Source organism: Gordonia sp. CPCC 205515 (genome assembly GCF_048537925.1).
GTDB lineage: Bacteria > Actinomycetota > Actinomycetes > Mycobacteriales > Mycobacteriaceae > Gordonia.
Genome location: NZ_JBCLVJ010000005.1, coordinates 226,671 through 248,384, shown reverse-complemented (window position 1 = coordinate 248,384; position 21,714 = coordinate 226,671). Strand labels below are relative to the sequence as shown.

Genomic DNA, 21,714 nt, shown 5'->3' with positions numbered 1-21,714 from the left:
ACGGCGTCACAGAGCACAACAACGCCCATCCACGATTTGGTCCCGACCCCACCCAGTACGGTCGAGGCATGGATCTCACCGGGGTTGGCATCTGGAGTTCACCACTACGCTACGGCGATGCGAGCGAGGCGGCCGACGCCGCGGCCGAGCTCGACGACCTGGGTTTCACCGCCCTCTGGATCCCCGACGTGGGCGGCCCGGTCCTCGACGCGGTGGAGAACCTGCTCGGCGCCACCCAGAAGGCGGTCATCGCGACCGGCATCCTCAACATGTGGATGCACGAGCCGGCTCAGGTGGCCGCCGCGCATGCCCGCCTGACCACTGAGCACGGTCCCCGGTTCCTGCTCGGGCTCGGCATCAGTCATGCCCCGCTGATCGACGCGAGTGAGCCGGGTCGCTATCGCAAACCGCTCGCCACCACCAAGGAGTTCCTCGACGGTCTCGACGCCGCCGAGCATCCGGTCCCGAAGGACAGTCGTCTGCTGGCCGCCCTCGGCCCGAAGATGCTGGCACTGGCCGCCGAACGCACGCTTGGCGCCCACCCCTATCTCGTGACGCCCGAGCACACCGCGATCGCCCGCGAGGCGCTCGGCACGGGGCCGCTGGTGGCGCCGGAACAGACCGCCATCTTTGCCACGAACCGCGATGCGGCACGCGCGATCGGCGAGAAGTGGTTGCGCGGCTACCTCTCGATGCCGAACTACGCCAACAACCTTCTGCGCCTCGGGTTCACCGACGACGACCTGGAGTCGGTGAGCGACAAGCTGTTCGACGCGATGATCGCGTGGGGGGACGAGGCGTCGGTGCTCACCCGCATCGACGAGCATCGCGCCGCGGGCGCCGACCATGTGTGCGTGCAGATCCTGACTGCCGACAAGAAGGCACTCCCCCGCGACGAGTGGCGTCGGCTCGCGGACGCGGTGCGGTAGGAATCAGTCTGGCTCGGGGCCGTTGAGCCGTTCGGTGAGGTGAACGGTCACATCGTCGCCCTCGGCCTTGCCGATCGCTTTCCGGATGGCCGCGGCCACCGGCAGTTTGTGAGTGCCGTCGCCGAGCGCCATGAACGATCCGCGGAACGGCTCACCGTCGACGGTGCCGCGCACCTTGACCAGCCCGCGGGTGCCGAACACCTCCGCGGAGTCCGGCATCTGCACGCAGATCCACGTGTCGCCGGGACGGACTCGGCCGAGTTCCGCCCGAAACGTCAGGTCCAGCGGACCTCGCGTTGTTGACATGGGCGTCTCCTTTCTACCGATAGTGACACGTCCCTGGTCAGTTCTTCCTCCCGTTCCTGGTTCGTTCTGCCCTTGCAAGGGCAGAACGAACGGACAGCGGGTGGAAGAACTTGACTCCCACGACGATTAGCTGCGCAGCACCCGATTCGTCGGTACTGACCGATAGAATGTCGACCATGACAGCTGCCCACGCCCGTCGCGAGCTTCTCTCGCTCGCGGACTGGCGTGCCCTTCCTGACGACGAGCACTCGCGCCTCGAACTCCAGGAAGGTCTTCTGGTCGTGCAGCCCAGCCCCACCAAGGTCCACGCGCTGATCGTGGCGAAACTGATGGTCCAGTTCTGGGCGCAACTACCGACTGGGATCGCGGCGCTCACCGAACTCGAGGTGGTGATTGACCCGGCAACACCGGCCACCGTCCGAATCCCGGATGTCGTCGTCTGCCCAGAGGCGCCCAGCGCCCGACTCGACCTCGACGACGTCTTCCTGGTCGTCGAGGTCCTCTCCCCGGGCACCCGCCGCACCGACCTCGTGACCAAGCGCAGCGAGTACGCCGACGCCGGCATCGAGCACTACTGGATCATCGACCCCGCAGATCGGTCACTCACTGCGCTCACCCTGAGTCCGGACGGCTACCAGGGGCATGCACAGACCGGCACGTTCACCACGGAGCGACCCTTCCCGCTCACCATCGACCTCGACATGCTGTAGGCCTTCCCCGGTGAGAATTACTTCCCGCTGAACACAGGAAACGCGCCGGCGTCACCGTAGTCCCGAATGTGCATGCCGCGCAGGGCATCCATGTCGTCGTCGGAGATGGTGAAGTCGATGGCGGCGTTACTACGCATGTGGTCGGGGTTGGCGGTCTTGGGCAGCGGCACCGTGCCGAGCTGCAGCACATAGCGAATGCACAGCTGCGCCACGCTGACGCCGTAGCGCTCGGCCATCGCCGCGATCTCCGGGTTGTCGAGAACCTTCCCGTGGCCGATCGGCGAATAGCCTTCCACCAGAATGTTCTTGCTCTTGCAGTAGGCGATGAGGTCGGCCGGGGTGTTGCCGACATGCACGAGAATCTGATTCACGTGCGGCGCAACGGTACTCGAGGCGAGGACGTTATCGAGGTCGTGCTGCTCGAAATTAGAGACACCGATCGCCCGGAGTTTGCCTGCCTCGTAGGCATCTTCGAGCGCACGCCAGGCCGCGCGGTTGCCTTCGTCGTAGTCACCGCCCCGGAAATCGGCCCACGGCTGAGGGCTGTGGATCAGCATCAGATCGAGGTAGTCCAAGCCCATCGTGCGCAGCGAACCGTCGATGGCCGCGACCGCGTCGTCGTAGTTCTTGATCTCCGCAGCCAGTTTGGACGATACGAACAGTTCGTCGCGGGCGACGCCGCTGGTGCGAACCCCTTCACCGACGCCACGTTCGTTGCCGTAGGCCTGCGCGGTGTCGATGTTGCGGTACCCGGCCGCGACGGCGTCGGTCACGGCCTGCGCAGCCTTGTCATCGTCGATGAACCAGGTGCCCAAGCCGAGCTTCGGGATCGTGACGTCGTTGGACAGGGTGTAGGTTTCGTTGAGAACCATGACTTTTCGCTCCACTTCTCGGGTCAGGCTTGGTACTCGTCGTCGGTGACGTGGTCGAGCCAGGTGACGACCTCGCCGTTCTCGTCGGCTTCCTGCATTGCGACGTGTGCCATGAATCGGTCGGGCGTGGCACCGTGCCAATGTTCCTCGCCGGGCTCGATGTAGACCACGTCGCCGGGCCGGATCTCTTGCACGCCACCGGCGCGGGTAGCGACCAGACCGATGCCGTCGGTCACGTACAGGGTTTGACCCTTCGGATGGTGATGCCACGCGGTGCGTGCGCCGGGCGAGAACCGCACGTGTGCGCAGCCGATCGCCGTTTGCTCATCGGGGTTGCGGATGCCGTCGATCTGCACGATCCCGGTGAACCAATCCGCCGGCCCGGGGGCTGTTTGTCCGCCACTCTGCGTGTACTTCATCTTCACGTTCCTCTCCACAGAAGCCCTTATCGGATATTCTGTATCCGCTTACCAACGGTAGACCCCTAAGCGGATATCGTCAATCCGTTTATCCTGCTACGGTGACCCCATGGCGACGGCGCAATCTCCCCGACCGCTCCGCAAGGACGCATCGATCAATCGCGAGCGGCTCCTCGATGCCGCGCGAGAGTTGTTTGCCGAGAAGGGACTTGGTGTCACGCTCAACGACATCGCCCACCATGCCGGCGTCGGCGTCGGTACCGCCTACCGACGTTTCGCCAACAAGGAAGAGATCATCGACACCCTGTTCGAGGAGCGGTTACAGGCGGTCGAATCGGTCGCCTGCGCGGCGCTCGACGAACCGGACCCGTGGCTCGCGCTCTCCTTCTACCTACGCCGCGCCCTCCAGATGCAGTTCGGTGACCGCGGTCTGCAGCAGATCCTGGACGATCAGACCCTGGGTGATGAACGCATCAACGACGTCCGACTGCGGATCGCCCCGCTGATCGTCGAACTCGTGTACCGCGCCAAGGAAGCCGGAGTGATCCGCGAGGATTTCGAGCCGACCGACGTCACCTTCGTCCTGTCGGCGATGGCCTCGATCATGGACAGCACCCGTGACGTCGCGCCCGACCTCTACGAGCGCTACCTGACCTTCATGCTCGACGGAATCCGCAGCGGCGACCGGCAATTCACGCCCCTGCCGACCGCTGCACTCAGCTCCGAGACCACCCACACCGCCATGACGCGACGGCGACGGAAGCCGAAAGTCGTTGACGCAAAGCGAACTACGAGTCAGTAGTGCGCTACGCCGAGGCCTGCGGCACGTTCTCGAGACGCTGCAACAGTGTTCGCGCGAGCAGCTCCGATGACGCCGGGTTCTGCCCGGTGATCAGATTGCCGTCGGATTCGACGTGCGGTGCCCAGGGCTCCCCCATCGTCACTGTGAGACCCGCCTCGGTCAGGCGGTCCTGCAACAACCAGGGCGCCTTGTCGGCCAGACCGCCCTGTTCCTCTTCGGCATTCGTGAACCCGGTAACCCGCCGTCCGACAAAAGCATTCGCGCCGTTGTCGTCGGTGGCGGCCAACAGAATGGCGGGGCCGCGGCACACGACACCGAGCGGGATCTTCGCCTTGTCGGCGGCGACGAGAAGCGCGCCCGCCGTCGTATCGACGGCGAGATCTTCCATCGGGCCGTGGCCGCCGGGCACGAAGACGGCGGCGAACGTCGAGAGATCGACATCGGCCAGCGCGATGGGCTTCTGCAGTTCGGGCGCCGTGTCCACCACGTGGCGCAGTTCGGCGGCGCGGTCGGCCGACCCGACGGCGTCGTCGGCGAGACTGGCCTCGTCGACGGGCGGACGCACTCCGCCAGGTGTCGCGACGGTGACGTGGTAGCCGGCTTCGCGGAACACTTCCAGCGGGGCGACCGCTTCCTCGGCCCAGAACCCCGTCTTGTGCGAGCTTCCATCGTTCAGCGTCCAGTGATCGGCGCCGGTCATGATGAACAGAACGTTGCCTGCCATGTCAGCCTCCTTGGTTGATCGTGTCGGTGGCCCCCGCTTCATCGCCAACGTAGGGGAAGATCTGGGTTACGTCCACGGGGCAGTCTGTTACGTCACTCCTCGCCCAGAAACCGCAGGAGCACACTGTTGACCGCGTCCGGTGCCTCGATCGGGATCAGGTGACTGCCCGGAATCACGCACAGTCGTGCGCCGGCGATCGCTGCGACGACGTCCCGGCTGTGATCGAGCGTGACCTCGTCCCGGTCGCCCTGCACGACCAGGGTTGGCGCGGTGATCGCGGACAGTTCGGCGAGATCGATCTCGGGCTCGGATCGGATCATCGCCATGGTCTTCTCGAAGATCACCGGGAAGTGATCCGCGCCATCAGGAGAGGTCTCGGCGTACTCCGCCGAGAAGAAGGACATCAGGTCGTCATCGGCGGATTCCAGCGCATCGAGAATGCCGCCGACGGCCCGGCCGGAACTGTTGTAGTACTGGCCGATGAGCACAAGGTGGCGGACCAGGTCGGGGCGCGACAGCGCGACCAGCAGTGCGACGACGGCGCCGTCGCTCCATCCGACGAGTTCCGCCGGCGACCCGATCACCTCATCGAGGTAGGCGATCGTCTCGGAAGCCATGTCGGCGTAGTGGAACTCGTCGGTCACATCGGGGCTGTGTCCGTGCCCGTGGCGTTCCGGGACAAACACCTTCCATCCCCCATCCACGAGGGCCGGGACCTGCGCACCCCACGACGACGCGCCGGCGAACGCACCATGCAGCAGCACCAGCGGCCGCCCCTCGCCGTGGATCTCATGCCAGACACGCGTGCCCGGCCGCGGATGAGTGATGGTCGTGTACTCGCTAGTGGTCGTCACCTGACCAGCGTAAACGAGTCTCAGCGATCGTTTTGATCACTTGAACCTTTCGAATGATCATTTCTGATGTACACTTCTCGGTGTACCCCATCGACCGACCCTCAGAAATGCGACGTGAACTCATGACCGACCACACCGACACCGACACCTTGGCTCTCCTCGTCTACGGCGATCGACGCACGAAACGCGTTGTCTCGCAGATTGAGAACATCATCGAACGCCGCTTCCTGCGCCACGTCCGGCGCGTCAACGGAATCTCGGAAGACGATCACTACGCCATCGAGCCGACAATGCAGTTCGCCGAAACCGTATGATCATTCCGTGACTGCCGAACAACGCCGCGCCGAGATCCTGAACTCGCTGAACTCCTCCGCCCCGGTCAGCGTGCGCGATCTCGCCCGCACCTTCGCCACTTCGGAGGTCACCATCCGACGAGATCTGGCCGACATGGAAGAAATGGGACTGCTACGGCGGACCCGCGGAGGGGCGGTCAGCGCACAGCTCCGTGGCGACGAAAAACCCTTCGCCATGCGGGAACTAGAGTACGCCGACGAGAAGGATCGGATTGCCCGTGAAGCGGTTTCGCTGCTGTCGTCGGGTGAAGCACTGGTGATCGACGGCGGCACCACCACCTACCCGGTCGCCAGGCTCTTGCGCGACCTCACCCTCACCGTCATGCCGCTGGCCGCCAACCTGGTGGAGCCGTTGACGTCTCGACCCGAGTTGACCGTACTCATGCCTGGCGGTCTCGTTCGTCGCGGCGAGTCATCGGTGATCGGACCACTGACCGAACATGCCTTGGCTGCACTGCATTTCGACACCTTCTTCATCGGCTGCTGCGGCCTGAGCGTAGCCACCGGAGCCACCGCCTACGACCTGCAGGATGCCGCGGTCAAACACGCCGCCATCCGGTCGGCCGCCCGAACCGTCGCGCTCATCGATTCGTCGAAGTTCTCTCGCACCGCCCTCGCCCGGGTCTGCCCGATCGAGGACATCGACATCGTCATCACCGACACCGGCGCACCCACCGACGTCGTCGACGACCTTCGACGACGAGGCATCGAAGTTCGGGTGGTGTAAGAACCCGCTTCCAGGGGGTGATCAGTGTCGATCGAGCCGAGTCACCACACCGCGATCCCCGTCGACCCGGACCCGGTCACCGGTGGAGAGCACCTGAGTACCCACCAATGTGTTGACGACACAGGGCAATCCGTATTCGCGTGCGACGACGGCGCCGTGTGACACCGAGCTGCCGATGTCGGTGACGAGCGCCGCGATCACGGTGAAGTACGGTGTCCACCCGACGTCGGTGACCGGCGCGACCAGGATCTCGCCGCGCTGCACCTCCCTTGCCTCGGCGATCGACTTCGCCACGCGCACCACACCTTCCACGACTCCCCGGCCCGCCGGACGGCCGACGATCTGATCATCGTCGACCAGGGTTGTCGGTGCGGAGATGCGGGGCGAGGGCCGCCCGATGGACACGTCGTCGAACTCCAGCGAGTCCTGGAACGCCAACGCTTCTCGACGTGACTGCGCACGTGCGACCAGGTCGTCGATGTCCGCTGCGCCGACAACACGGTGCAACTCGGCACGATCGAAGAAGAAGACCAGATCGGCGTCCGGTAGCCGCCCCGACGCGGCCAGCATCTCACCCAGGTGGCGGTATCCGCGCTTGAGGGCGTGCGCCATTCGCGCCATCTGCGATTTCGTCTGCTCCCGTCCCCGGGCGCCGCTCTGCGCCCAACGGGCGAGCAGCCGGATCGTGGACGATCGCGGCGGCTCGTCCGGACCGGTCGTCGGCCTTCGCTCGGTGCCATCGCACGCCGCGCGGAGCATGACCTGCATCATGGTGCCCAGCCCGGCCGGATCCTCGGCCCACGACGGATCGCGCATGCACAACTCACGGTAGCCGCGGTGGCCGTGTCGAGTCAGGAACTGCCGCAACGCGTTACCGTTCGCATCGGGCGATGTCCGCAGCGCTTGCACTGCATCGTCGGGGGCCGCCGCGAGGAACTGATCGGTGAGGGGCGTATCAGCGGCAACAGCATGCACCACCGCGTCGAGTTCGGCGAGCATGAGCGCACTCTCCACCTCGCTGGCACCGGCCATGAGTCGCATCGCCGCTGCCCGGCCGTCGTCCTCGGCCTGCCCTTGCTTGATCGCCTGGCGCACCATCACGCTCTCCAGGACGTTGGCCGCCACCGCCGCCCGCGACGACGACCGGACATGAGTCAGCGTGACGTCGCAGTACAGTTCGACGCCGGCGTCCAACTGCCGCAGCACAACACGCGGGTCATCGCTACTCGGGATCCGAAATTCGGTGATCCGATCGTTGACGCGGCGGATCGCCGGGCCGACCGACAGTGCGTGGGTGGAGAGTCGGATCGTGTTGCCGAGCTTGCGGCGGAACGGTTGTGGCGGTTTGGGTGTCAGCTCATCGATGACGCGACCACAGATCGACGTGGAGAATTGCTCGAGGGAGTTGCCGAGGATGCCCGAACTGAGCGCAGTGCCCTCGGTGAGGTTGAGGAACATGTGCCCATAGAAGTAACCGACCTGCAGCCACGGCGTCTCGTAGGTGTCCTGCGCCCGGGCCACCACCTGAATCTGCTGCATCGCGTAATCGATGGCATAACCCGAGACCGACGCGGTCAGCGGACAGAAGGCGCCGGGCATCATCTCGCCGATATTGCATCGCGTGTACACATCGTCGACCCCGGTGACCGGTGAGTCCATGGCGTTGAGGTCACCGGGCAGGGTGGTGATCGGGCGGGCCTGCAACCACCACAGCTTCCCCGACCGGTCGATCGCCCATTCGAGATCAATTGGCCTACCCCAGTGTTGGGCTGCTCGCAGGGCGTCCGCGCAGATGGCCTGGATCTCGACCGGCGACAGGACCGGCACCTCACTCACGTCGTTCACGACGACCGCACCGCTCCGGTCGAGCACGACGTGGTGGGGTGAAGCTGTGCCGTCGACGAGCGCTTCACCGAGGCCGGCGACGGCGTCGATCACCACCAGGTCGCGTCGCCCGGAGGCGGGATCGGCGGTGAACACCACCCCGGCGGCGCGCGCGTCCACCATCTGCTGCACCACCACATTCATGGTGGCGTTGCCCTGACCGCTGTAGGACGATGCACGCCGAGAACGCACCGAGGCTGCGCACTTGCGCACGGCCGCATCGAAACCCGCGACGGAGTCGACCCCGAGCACGGTGTCGTATTGACCGGCGAAGGACTGGTCGGCGCCGTCCTCCCCGACTGCAGAGGATCGGACCGCGACGGGAACTGTACCGCCATGCGATATTTCGGCGAATCGTCGGAGTACATCCTCGGCGACGCCCTGCGTCGTGGCGTCGGCGATGATGAATCCCGCGGGCACCGCGAGTCCGAGGCGACGGAGTTGCGCGAGCCCGACGGCCTTCCCGCCGTATCGATCGTCGGTGATGTCGTCGAGGTCGATTGTGGACGATGGCAGTGTCATGTCAGTGCGTCCACGATCTCGGCGAGCGCGTCGACGCCGATCGGCCCCGGCTGATAGAGGCAGATCCGCTCGGACACACCGTCGACGCGGTCCCGGATGTGGGCAGCCACCTCGGTGGGGGTGCCGCAGGCGGCGATGGTGTGCAGGACCTCGTCGTCGATCAGCGTGGCCATCTCCTGCCAGCGTCCCTGTTTGGACATCGCGTTGAGTTCCGGTTGCAGATCACCCCAGCCGTGGGCGTCGAGGACGGGTCGATAGGCGGGCGTGGAACCGTAGAACGCCAACAACATTCGCGTCGACGTGTGGTCCTCCCCGACCGACACGATGATCTCGGGCACCACCTCGAAGTCCGCTTCGGTGCGGCCCGCCGCGGCCAAGCCCGCGCGGACGATCGGCATCGTCGTCTCGTGCAGGAACCGTCGGGTCCCGAACGGCATCACCAGCAGACCGTCGGCCACCTCCGCGGTCATTCGCGTCATCCGCGGCCCCAGGGCACCGAGATAGATGGGCGGTGGCCCATACGGATTCGGACCGGGCACGAAGGTCGGGGTCATCAGCGTGTGCCGGTAATAGTCTCCGCGGAAGTCGAGTCGTTTACCGTCATGCCAGGTCGCGAAGATCGCCCGCAACGCCGCGACCATCTCCTTCATCCGTGCGACCGGGTGATCGAACTCGGCGCCGTATCGCTTCTCGATCTGCGCGCGGACCTGCGTCCCCAATCCGAGAATGAACCGGCCCTCGCTGAGCAATTGCAGGTCGTTGGCCTGATGGGCCAGCTGAATCGGATTGCGGGGCAATGCGATCGCGACGTTTGACAGCACGTCGAGACCGGGGACCGCGGAAGCCAGTACCAGCGGGGTGAACACGTCGAAGGGTCCTTCGAAGGTGAACACGCCCGACGCGCCGGCCTCCTTGAGTACGTGTGCGCGTTCGACCGCGTCGGTGGGTCCGAACAACGCTGTCATGATCTTCATGTCGCCGAGCTCATTTCGCCACGTCGGTCCAGTCATGGAACCCTGACGGGTAGTGCGGTCCGATCACACCGTGCTCGAACAGCCCTGCACCCGTGCGGGTCTGACTGTCGGCGTCGGTGCAGACCGCGGAACCAACGTGATCGATGAGACTGAACGGCGCGCGGGCCATCACCTCGGGATCGGTCAGATCGAAGCTGACACGTTCGGCAAACGGTCCGTCCTTCCAGGTACCGTGCGCCCACGTCAAGTCTCCGCCATAGCCGGAGCCGAAGGCGATGGGAGCGAACAATTTCGACTCCACATCGAGCTCGATCCGGTCACCCGCGCGGTTCATCAGGTCGACGTGGGCGCCGTATGGAATCCGCGTGCCCGGCGTGTAGTGGATGGTCACGCGGACGCCGTCGAGTTGTTCGACGCGCCCGTCCCGCCAGCGGCGGGTGCAGTCGTAGAGGCTGCGATGACCGTCCGGATCCTCCTGCAGGATCAGGAACAGCTGGTAATCGTCGAACGCCAACGGCAGGTATAGCCACCACATTCCGCGGAATGCGGTGTCAGGGCGACCGGCCGGTTCCGGCTCGCCGACCGGCCGGATGCCCCACGATCGGTCGCGGCTGGCCACGCTGGTGTCGTGCTCGACGGTCAACCGCTCCCCGTCGACGTCGATCCACCCCTGCCAGCTGCCGACCTGCGCAAAGCGACACGCCTGCAACGTGACTCGCCGGTCGGTGAGCATGTCGTGCGGCTTCTCCAGCGCGGCGGGAAACAGCCCGCGCCAGGTGAGGTCGGCGGCGATCCCCTCTGTCTCGTCGAGGGTCAGGTGGATCTCCTGGAGCGGGTCGACGATGTCGAGGTGATAGCCGTTGACGTGCTGATGGAGGCGATCGTCGTCAATGGCGTCGCTCAGGTGCACGGCGGTCTGCGTGTCACCGCGGCGGACGACGAAGTAGGCGTCCTTGACGCCGAGTCGTGGGTAGTAGCCGATGCCGGTGAGCGCCATGAAGCGGCCGTCCCGGTCGAGCACATTGAAGTACGACCGATCGTAGAAATTTCGGTCCGAGGTGGCCGGCCAGGACACCGGGGCCGGCGTCTGATGGATCGGATACTCGTCGAGCGGGCTCAGCTTCACTGACTCTCCCTCAAATACGATGCACACTGTATTGGAACTACGATGTCGTCATGACAGCAGAAAGCCGGGCCGAAGGCAAGGGTTCTGGCCCGACCGCACCGGGGCGTCCGCGTGATGGCCGGATCGATGCGGCGATCATCGCCGCCACCCGGGAACTGATCCTCGAGACCGGCTACTCCGCGCTGTCGTTGTCGGCGATCGCCGCGCGCGCCGGGACCACCACCGCCGCCATCTATCGCCGGTGGTCCGGGAAAGCGCAACTGGTCCATGAGGCGGTGCTACCGGCGGACGCGATTGCCGTCCCGGACTCCGGAAGTGGGGATATCCGCGACGACATCCGCGCCGTGGTCGACACTGTGCGAACACTGTTCGACCGACCTGACGTTCGAGTGGCGCTCCCGGGTCTGATCGCCGACACCGTCGCCGACCCGGACATCCACACCATGATGATCACGCGGCTGGCCGGTAACCTCGGTGCGTTCGAGTCCCGCTTCGGTCAGGAACGTCGCGACGCCGACCGGTTGCCGATGCTCGCCGAAGTGGTTGCCGGTACGGCGATCTTCCGAATTCTGATCCGCCAGGACGCAGCCCTCGACGACGCCTGGGTGGACGAGATGACCGAGCTGATCACCGACCGCTGGCCGTCGGACAGCGACACCCCGCCCTGACGGTGGACTCATCTCCGCACGTAGTGCACCACCAGCGCGACGAACACCACAGAACAGCCGATTGCGCTGAGCGCCAAGGCGACCGTGATCCCGGCCTCGGTCGGGAACGTCCCCGGGCCGGGGTGCGCGGCCAATACCGCGCCGGATAGCGCGCTACCGCACGCACCGCCGACGGTGCGCAGCACCTGGTTGAAACTGACTGCGCTGCCCAGCTCTTCGGTGACGACGTTGCGCGCGATCAGCGCCGGCATCGCCGCATACGCGGTCCCGAGCCCGACGCCGAACAGGAACATCCCGATCAGGATCTCCCACAAGGCGTCGTGCGCGACGAGCATCAGGATCGCCGCAGCCGTCATCGTGCCGGTGCCCACCAACAGCAATGCACCCAAGCGGATTCGCGTCGACACTGCCCGAACCACCCGGTTCGCGCCGAAACTGCCGACCGAGAGCGGCAGCATCACGAAGCCCGCCCAGAAGAGCGGCAACGCGATCCCATATCCCGTGTCGCGCGGCGCCTGCCCGATGAGACTGGCTACCGACAGCCCGATGTAGAGCGCGGCACCGAGCCCGATCGCCGTGCCGTTGGCCAGCACCACATCGGTGTGCCGGAACGTCCGCAGATTGATCATCGGATGGTGCGTCCGTAGCTCGGCAATCATCCACGCACCCAACACCACGACGGCGATCACGAACGCGGTGACGGTACGCGGGGTCACCCACCCCCAGTGCGGGCCCTCGCTGATGCCGAGCAGCAGGGCCGACAGTCCGATACCCAACAGCACCGCACCCACCACGTCGAACCGGTGGCTCGGCGCCTGATCGTCGGGGCCGGCGGGGACGACCTTCCACACCGCGGCGAGCGCGGTGACCAGGAAGACGGCCGCCGCGATGAACGCCGTCCGAAAACCGAAGTCCGACGCCAACACTCCGGTCAGCGGATAGCCCACCCCGAGTCCGGTCGCCACCGTCACCGACAGCGCCGAGATCCCCGGCCGCACCTGATCGTCGGGCAGATACCGACGCGCCACCGCGATGGTGACCGGCACGATGCCATACGACAGGCCCTGCAGGGCCCGACCGACCAGGAAGATCGCGAAGGTCGGTGCGGCTGCGGCGATGACCGAGCCCAGCAGAATCGTCGCCAGCGCGCAGAGGAGGAGACGCTTCTTGTGTGGACCGTCGCTGAGTCGGCCCAGGATCGGGGTGGTCACCGCGCCGACGAGCAGATTGATGGTCAACATCCACTGCGCGGTACCGACTGCGACGTCGTATTCTACGGCGATGCTGGGCACCAGCAGCATGCCCAAGGAACTGACCACCGCGGTGGCCAGCGCCGCATAGACCAGCGTCGGCAACAATCGTGGTGACGGGCCGGTCATCCGGTCACCTTATCGCCGATCGTCTCCCGATCTGAGAGTGCACCAGCCTGATCACCCAGGGTGCGGAGCGACCCTGCCGCTACGGCATCGTGTTGGTTCCGCCGGAGACCCTATAGGGTGTGCGGTCCTCGACGATTGTCATCGCAGGCCACGGTGGGCGTTTGTACACCGCCGCCGAGCACAAGGCGGCAGCCACGAGACCGGTGACCACGCCAATGAGTGCGACCCGCCCCTGATCGACAATCGGTGTCCACGTGGTCCGTCCGTCGCTCACGGTGAACGCACCCACCGCGACGGGGCGACCGAACAACCCGCGCCGGCTCACCGGAATGATCGTCGTGCGCTCGTCAACCACCACCGGTGCCCCGAATCGACCAGGCGAACTGTGAACTTCGCGCAATCCCATCGGGGCCTCCCGGTGCTTGGCTCTTCGACACTCGTTTCCCTCACCCAATCGCGGGCGGACTCGCTACGAGTATGCATCCACAGGGAGCCAAGGGATAGCCACGGCGGCTGAGTTCGCTGATCAGTTCGTGGAGCTCGCCGAGCCGCCACCACTGGTGGAACCAGCGCTGGAGCCACCGGTATCGGAGCCACCGCCCTCAGAACCCGCGGCGCTTGAACCCTCAGCGCTCGAACCCTCACCATCGGAACCCTCAGCGCCGGAACCACTTCCGGACGATCCACCGGCGGTCGAACCGTCGGTGTCCGAACCACCCGCGTTCGAGCCTTCGCCGCTCGTTCCGGTGCTCGACCCACCGTCGGTGTGTTCGCCCGTGTCGGCGCCGCCGGTCACCCCGCCCTCATCGGCACGATGTCGGCCGACATAGGTTGTCGAGCTTTCTCCGGTGGTCGGCGCCACGGCCTGCGCTTCGGGCAGGGCATGCCGGCCGCTGCTCGATTCCGTGGCCGCAGTCGCTTCGACGACGGCGGTCGCAGCGGGAGCCTCGGCGACCGACGCCAGTTGTTGGGTGGTGCTGTCGGCGATGTCTCCGGTGACCTCGGCGGCCTTGGTCGAGGCGGCGGCGATCTGATTGGACCCCTGATTGACCGCTGCCGTGGCCGCGTCGGCGATCGCCTGCGACACCTGGGTCGCAGTTGGTGTCACGTACTGCGTGAACAGTGGGCTCAGCACCTTCTCGAGAGTGCCGATCGGGTCACTCAGGACTCCGCCGGTGGGATCCTCGATTTGGGCCAGCTGGAACAGCAGTTGGGGCGTGAGGGTGACGATCGTGGTGGGCAGGTCATCAAGCAGTTGAAGGATACCGTCCGGGGTCGCCGATGATCCGGAACCAGCTGGGGCCGAACCCAATTGGAACCCCTGAAGGCCGACTCCCATGAACGAGGGACCGGTGACTCCGATGCCATTGGGGCCGACGTTGACTGAACCGAGCGAATACACCAGCGGCACAGTCACATCTCCCAGAGTGATGGTCGCGATCGTCCACCCGGAGTTGTAGGCGAACCCGTCGGGTCCGACGTGGCTGGATTGCAGCAGCGAAGTCTGCTGTGCGCCCAGTCCCAGACCGGGGATCGACCAGGTGGACGATCGGGTCCCGAGAACCGTATCGACCGATTGACCGCTGGTGGTCACCAGTCCGGGGCTCAGCTGCATGCCTGTGGTGAACAGGTCGTTGGGCAGGCTGATGCCCGCGGCATATACCGGGACGGTGGCGACGTAGTCATCGGCGCCACCCACGCCGGGCACCACGACCTGGGTCGCGGCGGCGAGCCAGCCCGCCTTGCCGCCGAGTGCACCGGCGTAGGTACCACCAGCCTCGCGCTGAGTGATGGTGAACCCGCCGACATCGATACCGTCGAGTGCGGACAGCGCCTTGGTGACCTCGACGTTCGGGTCATACGTGGTGGTGTAGACCAGGTTTCCGTTGGCGTCGACGTTCTGTACCCACTTGGAGCACAGGATTCCGCTGCATTTTCCGTTCTTCAGTACCAGAGCTACCGGCGTGTTGAGGCCGCTCGCGAACAAGGCTTTGAGATCTGCGGAGGTGACTCCGTCCATGGAGACCTGGTCCTGGTTGATCCAGGAGGTGCTGGTGGCGCCCAGCCAGCTGGTGGTTCCGGTCCAATTGGAGGTGGTGCGGGTACCGGTCCAGAAGCCCATCGCGTCGTCGAGGTCCGGAATTCCACTGAGTTGGCCGGCGTGGTGGTACACCTTGTTGGGTCCGAAGACACCGGCGGCGTCGGCAAGGCCGTTCTGGACGCCCGTGTTGAGGTTCACGACGTTCAGCAGACCCCAAGCCGATGCCATCTTCCCGTACACCGTCGCCCCGCTACCGAGGGTGCCGGCCAGCGGAACTGCCGACAGCCCTTGCGCGACAAGCGGGCTGATACCCGACAGTGCGGTGGACGCGCCGGGCACATGGCTGGTGTCGGGCACCGCAAGCACGAGTTGGCCACCCTGGGTGAGCGCTTCGAGGAAGTTGAGCTGCTCGGTGTTCGTCGACGATGTGCTGGTGACGACCGGCACCCAGCCATCCGGCAGGACTGACGCCGCCGGCGCCAGCATGGCGATCTGGGTACGCCCGAGGTTGTCGGCGATGGCGATCAGGTTCTCGACGGTGGCGTAACTGTTCTGCGAGATCGTCTGCGCCTGAATCGTCTCGGCGGCCGCGCCGCCCGCGGTGCCCACGCCGATCGCGATGCCGGCGCCGAGGGCGACGACCGCCTTCTGCACGTGACGCGACTTCCGGGCCTCGCTGCGCTCTCGCGCCCTCCGCTGCTTCCGGTTGTCTGCGCTCATTGTCGGGTCCTCTTCTCGTCAAGGATTGTTGCATAGCTCACATAACTCGATTGAAGATATACATGACACCCTTGGCGATAGAAAATTTGGGGTGTCACTACTGCACGTGCAGTACGCGACGATCCGCACTGCGGTGCGTAATCGGTAGTCGAGAGCCTCTGATTGCGCGATGCCGGAAGGGTGCCTTCGAGTCGAGAATCGATTCCGACGTTTGGTTGGCGACCAATGCTCTCGACGATGGGATTCGCTGTGGCATCGATGTTGGCACGACTGGGTGCCCTTGCCTTTCGGAGACGCGCGACCGTGGTGGTGGCGTGGCTACTCGTGCTTGCGGGGACGCTGATCGCGATGCTCGCTGCCCCGCCCGCTCCGCCCGACGACTTCTCGATGCCGGGGACCGAGTCTCAGCGAACCTTCGAACTCCTGGCCGAGCGGTTTCCCGGCCTGACCGCTGAATCCGGCAGCGCGAGAGTCGTCTTCGTCGCACCGGGTGGCCACGAGATCACTGCTTCGGAATACCGGGACACGGTCGACACAGCGGTCAAGGCTCTCGCGGCACAAGGACAGGTGGACAAAGTCGAGTCGCCGTTCGATTCGGGTCCGAGCGGCGCAGAGGCGGTGAGTCCGGACCGGTCGGCGGCGTACGCGTCGGTGACCTTTGACGTCGGCGCTTCGTCGGTGACGGCGCAGACGAAGGAGGCGGTGGATCAGATTGTCGCGCAGGCGCGGGCGGGCGGGCTGACTGTCGATGCCGGCGGCGACGCACTCGAGTCGGGCGGTCCGACCGGGGTCGCCGAGATGATCGCGATCGGGCTGGCCGCGGTGATTCTGCTTGTCACCCTGGGATCGATCGTCGCCGCAGGTCTACCGCTGCTCACCGCGTTGATCGGCGTGGGGATCAGCATGCTGTCGATCCTCGCACTCGCCGACACGTTGGGGTTGTCGTCGACGTCGTCGACCCTTGCCCTCATGCTCGGACTCGCCGTCGGCATCGACTACGCGCTGTTCGTGGTGTCGCGGTACCGGGAGGAGCGGGCACGTGGCCTGTCGCCGGTCGACGCTGTGTCGCACGCCGCCGGGACGGCTGGATCGGCGGTGCTCTTCGCGGGGCTGACCGTGGTGATCGCCTTGGCCGGCCTCACGGTGGTCGGCATGCCCATGCTCACCAAGATGGGGTTGGCTGCGGCCGGCGCTGTCGTCGTGGCGGTACTCGCCGCGCTCACCCTGGTTCCGGCAATCATCGGCTTTGCGCCGGAGCAGGTCCTCCCCCGGCGTTCACGTCGCGGCCGACAGCCGGTGTCCGCCGAATCCGGCTCCCCCACAGATGTTTCCGCCGGATCGTCAACGGTGACCGTGGCGCAGAGGTGGGCGCGACTGATTCTGCGTCGCCCGCTCCCGGTGGTGCTCGCCGGTGTCCTCGCGCTCGGCTTGCTGGCCATCCCGGTCGTCGACCTGCGTCTGGGTATGCCCGGCGACGAGTCGAAACCGACGTCGAGCAGTCAACGGCGCGCCTACGACGAGTTGGCAACAGCCTTCGGTCCGGGTTTCAATGGTCCGCTCATGATCGTCGTCGACGCCCAGGGCGCAGCGGATCCCGAGGCCGCGGTCACCACGATCACCGACCGGATCGCAGCGGTCGACGGCATCGCCTCGGTCTCCCCGGCAATGCCGAATCAGGCCGGCGACACCGCAATGTTCGAGGCGGTGCCCACCACGTCACCCACCGACGCACAGACCGAAGCGCTGGTGCATCATCTGCGAGCGGATCGCCCCGACCTCGTGCGCGGTACCGGCGCGACGTTCAACGTCACCGGCAACACCGCCATCAACATCGACCTGTCGTCGAAGATCCAGGGGGCACTGGTCCCCTACCTCGCGACGGTGGTGGGACTCGCGGTGTTGTTGCTGCTCATCGTGTTCCGGTCGATCCTGATTCCGATCAAGGCCGCGCTCGGATTCCTGCTGTCGGTGCTCGCGGCACTCGGCGCTTCGGTGCTCGTCTTCCAAGGTGGCGTCGCATCCGGGCTGCTCGGTGTGGAGGTCACCGGACCCATCCAGAGTGCGGTACCCATCTTCGTGATCGGTATCGTGTTCGGCCTCGCCATGGATTACGAGGTGTTCTTGGTGTCTCGGATGCGTGAGGCGTACGTCGCAGGCGTCGGCGCTCGCACCGCGATCGAACGCGGGATGGCACAGAGTTCCCGGGTGGTCGTCGCCGCGGCGCTGATCATGATCGCGGTCTTCGGCGGATTCGTCGTCGAGTCGGACGCCTTCATCAAGATGCTCGGTTTCAGCCTCGCCGCAGCAGTGTTCTTCGACGCCTTCGTCGTTCGTCTCCTCATCGTCCCCGGCGTGATGGCGCTCCTCGGTGGCCGTGCATGGTGGCTGCCGGGATGGCTCGACCGAATGCTGCCGAAGGTCGACATCGAGGGCACGGCACTGCGCCGATCTCAGGACGCCGAACCCGAGAATCTGCTATCTCGGCCATGATGGGAGGCGACGACAGCAGATGGCGGGAGGTAGCGCGGTGACGACATCGTGGCGCAACCTGATGATTCAGCGCGCCTGGCTCACCGACGCCGTCGTCGCGCTCGCCGTGTTCGTCGCCGCCGTCATCGGCGTCAACCTCGCCGACCCGGACGGTGTGCGTCCCGATCAGGTGCGGTTGGCGGAGCTACTGGTCTTCGCCGCATCTGCGTCCTTGCTGGGCGCCCGCAGGTCATCGACGACCGTCGTGGCGATCACCACGTGCGCCACCGTGGTACTCGGGTTCAGCGGGTACGTGCTGACCCCGTTGCTGCTGGCGCCACTGATGGTCGCGCTCTATCGATTCGCCGTCGACCACGCGAGCCGGGTTGCCTGGACGTGCGCCATCGCCGTCGCGATAGTCGTCGTCGCTGCCGCGGTCGGCAACAACTTCGACAGCACGGTCGTGTTGCGCACTCTGGGACCGGCGTTGTGGTTGCTGCTCCCGGCAGCGATCGGCGCGCAGGCCCGACTCCGAGCCTCCTACCTGACGTCGGTTCAGGCGAGAGCCGAGACTGCCGAACGAACCCGGGAGAGCGAAGCCCAGATCCGCGTCACGGAAGAGCGAATGCGGATCGCACGCGAGCTACACGACGTGGTGGCCCATCACATGACCATCGCAAACGCACAGGCGGGGACCGCTTTACACGTGATGGATGCCCAACCGGAGGTCGCTCGCGGACTGCTCGACAAACTCCAGGACACCACTGCCGCGGCGATCGTGGAGATGCGTGAGGTCATCGCGGTGCTGCGCACGACCGAGGACGAGTCCGACGACGCGCTACATCCAGCGCCCGGACTCGCCGAGTTGCCCGCACTCCTGGCTGCTGCCGACGCCGCCGGATTACACGTAGACCTCGAAATCGACGGTGAGCAAACCGATCTCGCACCAGGCACGGACCTGACCGCATATCGGATCATCCAGGAGGCGCTGACCAACGCCACCAAACACTCCGGTACCCCGCACGCCCGACTGCAGTTACGGTACGCCCGCCGCGAATTGACGATCACGGTGGTCAACGCCGCCCCGCGCACACCCACGTCGTCAGCGGGGTTCGGCATCATCGGGATGCGCGAACGGGCTCATGCGGTAGGCGGCGACCTACGCGTCGACACTCACGCCGACAACGGATTTCTCGTGGTCGCGTCACTTCCGATCACCCGGATCGAGCCGACATGATCCGAGTGCTACTGGCCGACGATCAGTCGCTGCTGCGGGAGACATTTCGGATATTGATCGATTCCACACCGGATCTCGAGGTGGTGGCCGAGGCCGCCGACGGTTCCGAAGCAGTCCGGTTGACCCGCGAACTCCGGCCCGACGTCGTCGTCATGGATATCCGGATGCCCCGGATCGATGGCCTCACTGCGACCGAAACCATCTGTGCAGACTCGAGTTTGGCTGCCACCCGGGTGATCGTGCTGACGACGTTCGAGACCGACGATCACGTTGTCCGCGCGCTTCGCTGCGGCGCCGCAGGTTTTCTCGGCAAGGATGTCAGCGCAGCCACTCTCCTCGACGGGATCCGCGCCGTCGCGGGAGGCGACAGCCTGTTGTCGCCGGGCGCGACGAAGGCGGTCATCAACGAGATCGTCACGAGTGCTGCGGCCGCGCCGCATGCAGCCACACCCGGCCTCGAAAACCTCACCGCCCGTGAGGTTGAGGTGATGACGATCGCTGCGGTCGGCAAGACCAACGACGAAATCGCGCGCGAATTGCACCTGAGCATCCTCACGGTTCGCACCCACATCCAACGGGCGATGAACAAACTGGGTGCGCGTGACCGCTCACAACTCGTCGTGCTGGCGTACCAGAATCGGATGGTCATCCCCGGGGGTCAGGCACCGTAGCGGGCCTCCCGCGACTCGGGAGGCCCGCCCACTGCTGGACCCGGCAGGTTGAATCGGCTCTACTGCGACTTCGCGGAGACAGCATCCGTCGCTGGTGACGCTGCAGTGCCGATCGATGTCACCTGCGCGTGAACACTGCCGACACCACCGCGTGCGTAGCCCCACGCCCAGCGCGCGAACGCGGGTGGGGAACAGCTCGGCCTTGACGATGGCGGCGAGTGCCGTGCGGCAGCTCAGGATCAACAGGCCGACCAGCTTCCGGGAGAACGCGATCCAGACGTTGGTGGTGTTGCCGATGATCGTCATCAGGATCGGGGTGGCCACCGCCATGCCCGCGCCGAAAAAAGATGTATATGGACCGGCGTCCGATGCGGTCAGACAGTGCTCCGACGCCCGGGTTGAAGCACACGCCGACCAACCAACTGCAGCAGGAACGTGTAGCCCCCGGTCGCTTCGACCATGAAGCGAAGGGCGTCGTCACCAATCGTGCGACCAGCGGCTTCGATTGGCTCGCGGAAGCCTCGTTCGACATCACTGCGCGGCACGGATCCCAGGGTGTGCCGTTCTGCACGTCTGAGGAACGTGAGGACATCGTCGTTGACGACATCGCTGACGCTCGCGGCCAGGCCTGCGCCGACTAACGCGAGTTCGCGGCCTTCACGGAAGCCGTGCTGGATCGTTGCCGCAAGCGCTCGAAACTCGGTGATCTGGTTCTGGTGGATCTCGTCGAGGGTGATAAAAGCCCCCGTGCCATGGTCGACAAGCAGATCGGTAAGCAATTCGAGCTGATCTCGTAGACCCGCCTGCGCCACATGGGTTTCCATGACGTGGGGCTCCCCCACATCACGCTATGCTGCCAGCGCTTTTAGATTTCTTTAGACTCTTTAGACTTGTTTAGACCGCGCAGTCACGGCACCGTTATGCGCCGGAATTGAGCTCACTCGCTTGCTCGACGGACGCTCTGGCACAGATCAGACGACGAATCGTGCCACCTCATCGCGGAATGCTGACGGTCCCCACCCGCACCGGGGATCAACCCCATCGACACCTCTGGCAGTCGGATGATCGTGTCGGGAGCCGCAACAACCTTGCCGGCGAAGGCCGGGATCTCGATTCCGGCACCCACGCACTGACCGTGTAGGTGCACGTCGATACGGTCGGCGAGTTCAGGTCCCCACCGGCGCAGAAGGTAGGCCCAACACCGGTGAGGGTGACCGACGTGATCGTGTTGTCCAGCAACGGAATCTGCAATGCAGCTACATCGCCGCGATCGCGTCACCCGACAATCCGCAGCCATCGAACAGGCGTGTCGACCCATGCTGCCGCC

At 65.7% G+C, this 21,714-nt stretch carries 22 protein-coding genes and 1 pseudogene; 9 read left to right on the top strand and 14 right to left on the bottom strand.

Features of this window, described 5'->3' with window-relative positions; translation table 11 throughout:
- Positions 1 to 68: 68 nt before the first annotated feature.
- Positions 69 to 929, top strand: coding sequence for an LLM class F420-dependent oxidoreductase (locus AAFP30_RS08530; RefSeq protein ID WP_419229447.1), 861 nt, complete (start codon positions 69 to 71; stop codon positions 927 to 929).
- A gap of 3 nt (positions 930 to 932) precedes the next feature.
- Here the strand turns inward: AAFP30_RS08530 and AAFP30_RS08525 are convergent, their stop codons facing one another.
- Positions 933 to 1,235, bottom strand: coding sequence for a DUF1905 domain-containing protein (locus AAFP30_RS08525; RefSeq protein WP_419229446.1), 303 nt, complete (start codon positions 1,233 to 1,235; stop codon positions 933 to 935).
- A 176-nt stretch (positions 1,236 to 1,411) separates the two neighbouring features.
- Here AAFP30_RS08525 and AAFP30_RS08520 point away from each other — a divergent pair, with 176 nt between their 5' ends.
- Complete coding sequence (locus tag AAFP30_RS08520) at positions 1,412 to 1,945, top strand: Uma2 family endonuclease (RefSeq protein ID WP_419229445.1); 534 nt, start codon at positions 1,412 to 1,414, stop codon at positions 1,943 to 1,945.
- 17 nt (positions 1,946 to 1,962) lie between these two features.
- On the opposite strand, the gene AAFP30_RS08515 is transcribed toward AAFP30_RS08520, so the two are convergent.
- Both AAFP30_RS08515 and AAFP30_RS08510 read right to left on the bottom strand, forming a co-directional pair.
- The gene (locus AAFP30_RS08515; RefSeq protein ID WP_419229444.1) at positions 1,963 to 2,817 is read right to left on the bottom strand and encodes an aldo/keto reductase; all 855 of its coding nucleotides are present in this window, start codon (positions 2,815 to 2,817) and stop codon (positions 1,963 to 1,965) included.
- A gap of 23 nt (positions 2,818 to 2,840) precedes the next feature.
- Positions 2,841 to 3,236 carry a cupin domain-containing protein gene (locus AAFP30_RS08510; protein ID WP_419229443.1) on the bottom strand — a complete coding sequence of 132 codons (396 nt, stop codon included), beginning with the start codon at positions 3,234 to 3,236 and terminating at the stop codon, positions 2,841 to 2,843.
- Positions 3,237 to 3,345: 109 nt separating this feature from the next.
- On the opposite strand from AAFP30_RS08510, the gene AAFP30_RS08505 reads away from it, so the two are divergent.
- Positions 3,346 to 4,038 carry a TetR/AcrR family transcriptional regulator gene (locus AAFP30_RS08505; RefSeq protein ID WP_419229442.1) on the top strand — a complete coding sequence of 231 codons (693 nt, stop codon included), beginning with the start codon at positions 3,346 to 3,348 and terminating at the stop codon, positions 4,036 to 4,038.
- A 4-nt stretch (positions 4,039 to 4,042) separates the two neighbouring features.
- Here AAFP30_RS08505 and AAFP30_RS08500 read toward each other — a convergent pair whose 3' ends face one another.
- Together AAFP30_RS08500 and AAFP30_RS08495 are read right to left on the bottom strand one after the other, a co-directional pair.
- The gene (locus AAFP30_RS08500) at positions 4,043 to 4,762 is read right to left on the bottom strand and encodes a type 1 glutamine amidotransferase domain-containing protein (protein WP_419229441.1); all 720 of its coding nucleotides are present in this window, start codon (positions 4,760 to 4,762) and stop codon (positions 4,043 to 4,045) included.
- A gap of 92 nt (positions 4,763 to 4,854) precedes the next feature.
- Positions 4,855 to 5,616 (bottom strand): alpha/beta fold hydrolase, encoded by a 762-nt coding sequence (locus AAFP30_RS08495; protein ID WP_419229440.1) that lies wholly within the window; start codon positions 5,614 to 5,616, stop codon positions 4,855 to 4,857.
- 122 nt (positions 5,617 to 5,738) lie between these two features.
- Between AAFP30_RS08495 and AAFP30_RS08490 the strand changes: the two genes are divergently transcribed.
- Positions 5,739 to 5,930 (top strand): hypothetical protein, encoded by a 192-nt coding sequence (locus tag AAFP30_RS08490; protein ID WP_419229439.1) that lies wholly within the window; start codon positions 5,739 to 5,741, stop codon positions 5,928 to 5,930.
- Positions 5,931 to 5,937: 7 nt separating this feature from the next.
- Complete coding sequence (locus AAFP30_RS08485) at positions 5,938 to 6,696, top strand: DeoR/GlpR family DNA-binding transcription regulator (RefSeq protein ID WP_419229438.1); 759 nt, start codon at positions 5,938 to 5,940, stop codon at positions 6,694 to 6,696.
- A gap of 21 nt (positions 6,697 to 6,717) precedes the next feature.
- Here the strand turns inward: AAFP30_RS08485 and AAFP30_RS08480 are convergent, their stop codons facing one another.
- Genes AAFP30_RS08480 through AAFP30_RS08470 form a run of 3 tightly spaced genes read right to left on the bottom strand, consistent with a single transcriptional unit; the run spans position 6,718 to position 11,202 of the window.
- On the bottom strand, positions 6,718 to 9,102 hold the full coding sequence (locus tag AAFP30_RS08480) for a PEP/pyruvate-binding domain-containing protein (protein WP_419229437.1): 2,385 nt from the start codon (positions 9,100 to 9,102) through the stop codon (positions 6,718 to 6,720).
- Positions 9,099 to 10,076, bottom strand: coding sequence for a TIGR03617 family F420-dependent LLM class oxidoreductase (locus tag AAFP30_RS08475; protein ID WP_419229436.1), 978 nt, complete (start codon positions 10,074 to 10,076; stop codon positions 9,099 to 9,101). Before AAFP30_RS08475 ends, AAFP30_RS08480 begins: the two co-directional genes overlap by 4 nt.
- A 10-nt stretch (positions 10,077 to 10,086) precedes the next feature.
- On the bottom strand, positions 10,087 to 11,202 hold the full coding sequence (locus tag AAFP30_RS08470) for a hypothetical protein (RefSeq protein WP_419229435.1): 1,116 nt from the start codon (positions 11,200 to 11,202) through the stop codon (positions 10,087 to 10,089).
- 50 nt (positions 11,203 to 11,252) lie between these two features.
- Here AAFP30_RS08470 and AAFP30_RS08465 point away from each other — a divergent pair, with 50 nt between their 5' ends.
- Positions 11,253 to 11,870: a TetR-like C-terminal domain-containing protein gene (locus AAFP30_RS08465; RefSeq protein ID WP_419229434.1), complete on the top strand. Its 618-nt coding sequence runs from the start codon at positions 11,253 to 11,255 to the stop codon at positions 11,868 to 11,870.
- An 8-nt stretch (positions 11,871 to 11,878) separates the two neighbouring features.
- On the opposite strand, the gene AAFP30_RS08460 is transcribed toward AAFP30_RS08465, so the two are convergent.
- The 3 genes from AAFP30_RS08460 to AAFP30_RS08450 form a co-directional block, all read right to left on the bottom strand.
- The gene (locus tag AAFP30_RS08460) at positions 11,879 to 13,249 is read right to left on the bottom strand and encodes an MFS transporter (protein ID WP_419229433.1); all 1,371 of its coding nucleotides are present in this window, start codon (positions 13,247 to 13,249) and stop codon (positions 11,879 to 11,881) included.
- Between the two features lie 79 nt (positions 13,250 to 13,328).
- Complete coding sequence (locus AAFP30_RS08455; RefSeq protein WP_419229432.1) at positions 13,329 to 13,655, bottom strand: hypothetical protein; 327 nt, start codon at positions 13,653 to 13,655, stop codon at positions 13,329 to 13,331.
- 120 nt (positions 13,656 to 13,775) lie between these two features.
- Positions 13,776 to 16,010: a hypothetical protein gene (locus AAFP30_RS08450; protein WP_419229431.1), complete on the bottom strand. Its 2,235-nt coding sequence runs from the start codon at positions 16,008 to 16,010 to the stop codon at positions 13,776 to 13,778.
- Between the two features lie 237 nt (positions 16,011 to 16,247).
- Between AAFP30_RS08450 and AAFP30_RS08445 the strand changes: the two genes are divergently transcribed.
- Genes AAFP30_RS08445 through AAFP30_RS08435 form a run of 3 tightly spaced genes read left to right on the top strand, consistent with a single transcriptional unit; the run spans position 16,248 to position 20,387 of the window.
- Entirely contained in the window at positions 16,248 to 18,500 is a 2,253-nt protein-coding gene (locus AAFP30_RS08445) for an MMPL family transporter (protein WP_419229430.1), read from the top strand.
- A gap of 19 nt (positions 18,501 to 18,519) precedes the next feature.
- The gene (locus AAFP30_RS08440; protein WP_419229429.1) at positions 18,520 to 19,716 is read left to right on the top strand and encodes a sensor histidine kinase; all 1,197 of its coding nucleotides are present in this window, start codon (positions 18,520 to 18,522) and stop codon (positions 19,714 to 19,716) included.
- On the top strand, positions 19,713 to 20,387 hold the full coding sequence (locus AAFP30_RS08435) for a response regulator transcription factor (protein WP_419229428.1): 675 nt from the start codon (positions 19,713 to 19,715) through the stop codon (positions 20,385 to 20,387). Before AAFP30_RS08440 ends, AAFP30_RS08435 begins: the two co-directional genes overlap by 4 nt.
- On the opposite strand, the gene AAFP30_RS08430 is transcribed toward AAFP30_RS08435, so the two are convergent.
- The 3 genes and pseudogenes from AAFP30_RS08430 to AAFP30_RS08420 form a co-directional block, all read right to left on the bottom strand.
- Positions 20,325 to 20,717 carry a hypothetical protein gene (locus AAFP30_RS08430; RefSeq protein ID WP_419229427.1) on the bottom strand — a complete coding sequence of 131 codons (393 nt, stop codon included), beginning with the start codon at positions 20,715 to 20,717 and terminating at the stop codon, positions 20,325 to 20,327. The two genes, AAFP30_RS08435 and AAFP30_RS08430, sit on opposite strands and share 63 nt — an antisense overlap.
- A 44-nt stretch (positions 20,718 to 20,761) precedes the next feature.
- Entirely contained in the window at positions 20,762 to 21,211 is a 450-nt protein-coding gene (locus AAFP30_RS08425) for a hypothetical protein (protein WP_419229426.1), read from the bottom strand.
- A gap of 172 nt (positions 21,212 to 21,383) precedes the next feature.
- A pseudogene (locus AAFP30_RS08420) lies at positions 21,384 to 21,647 on the bottom strand (enoyl-CoA hydratase/isomerase family protein); the annotation flags it as partial.
- Positions 21,648 to 21,714 lie beyond the last annotated feature (67 nt).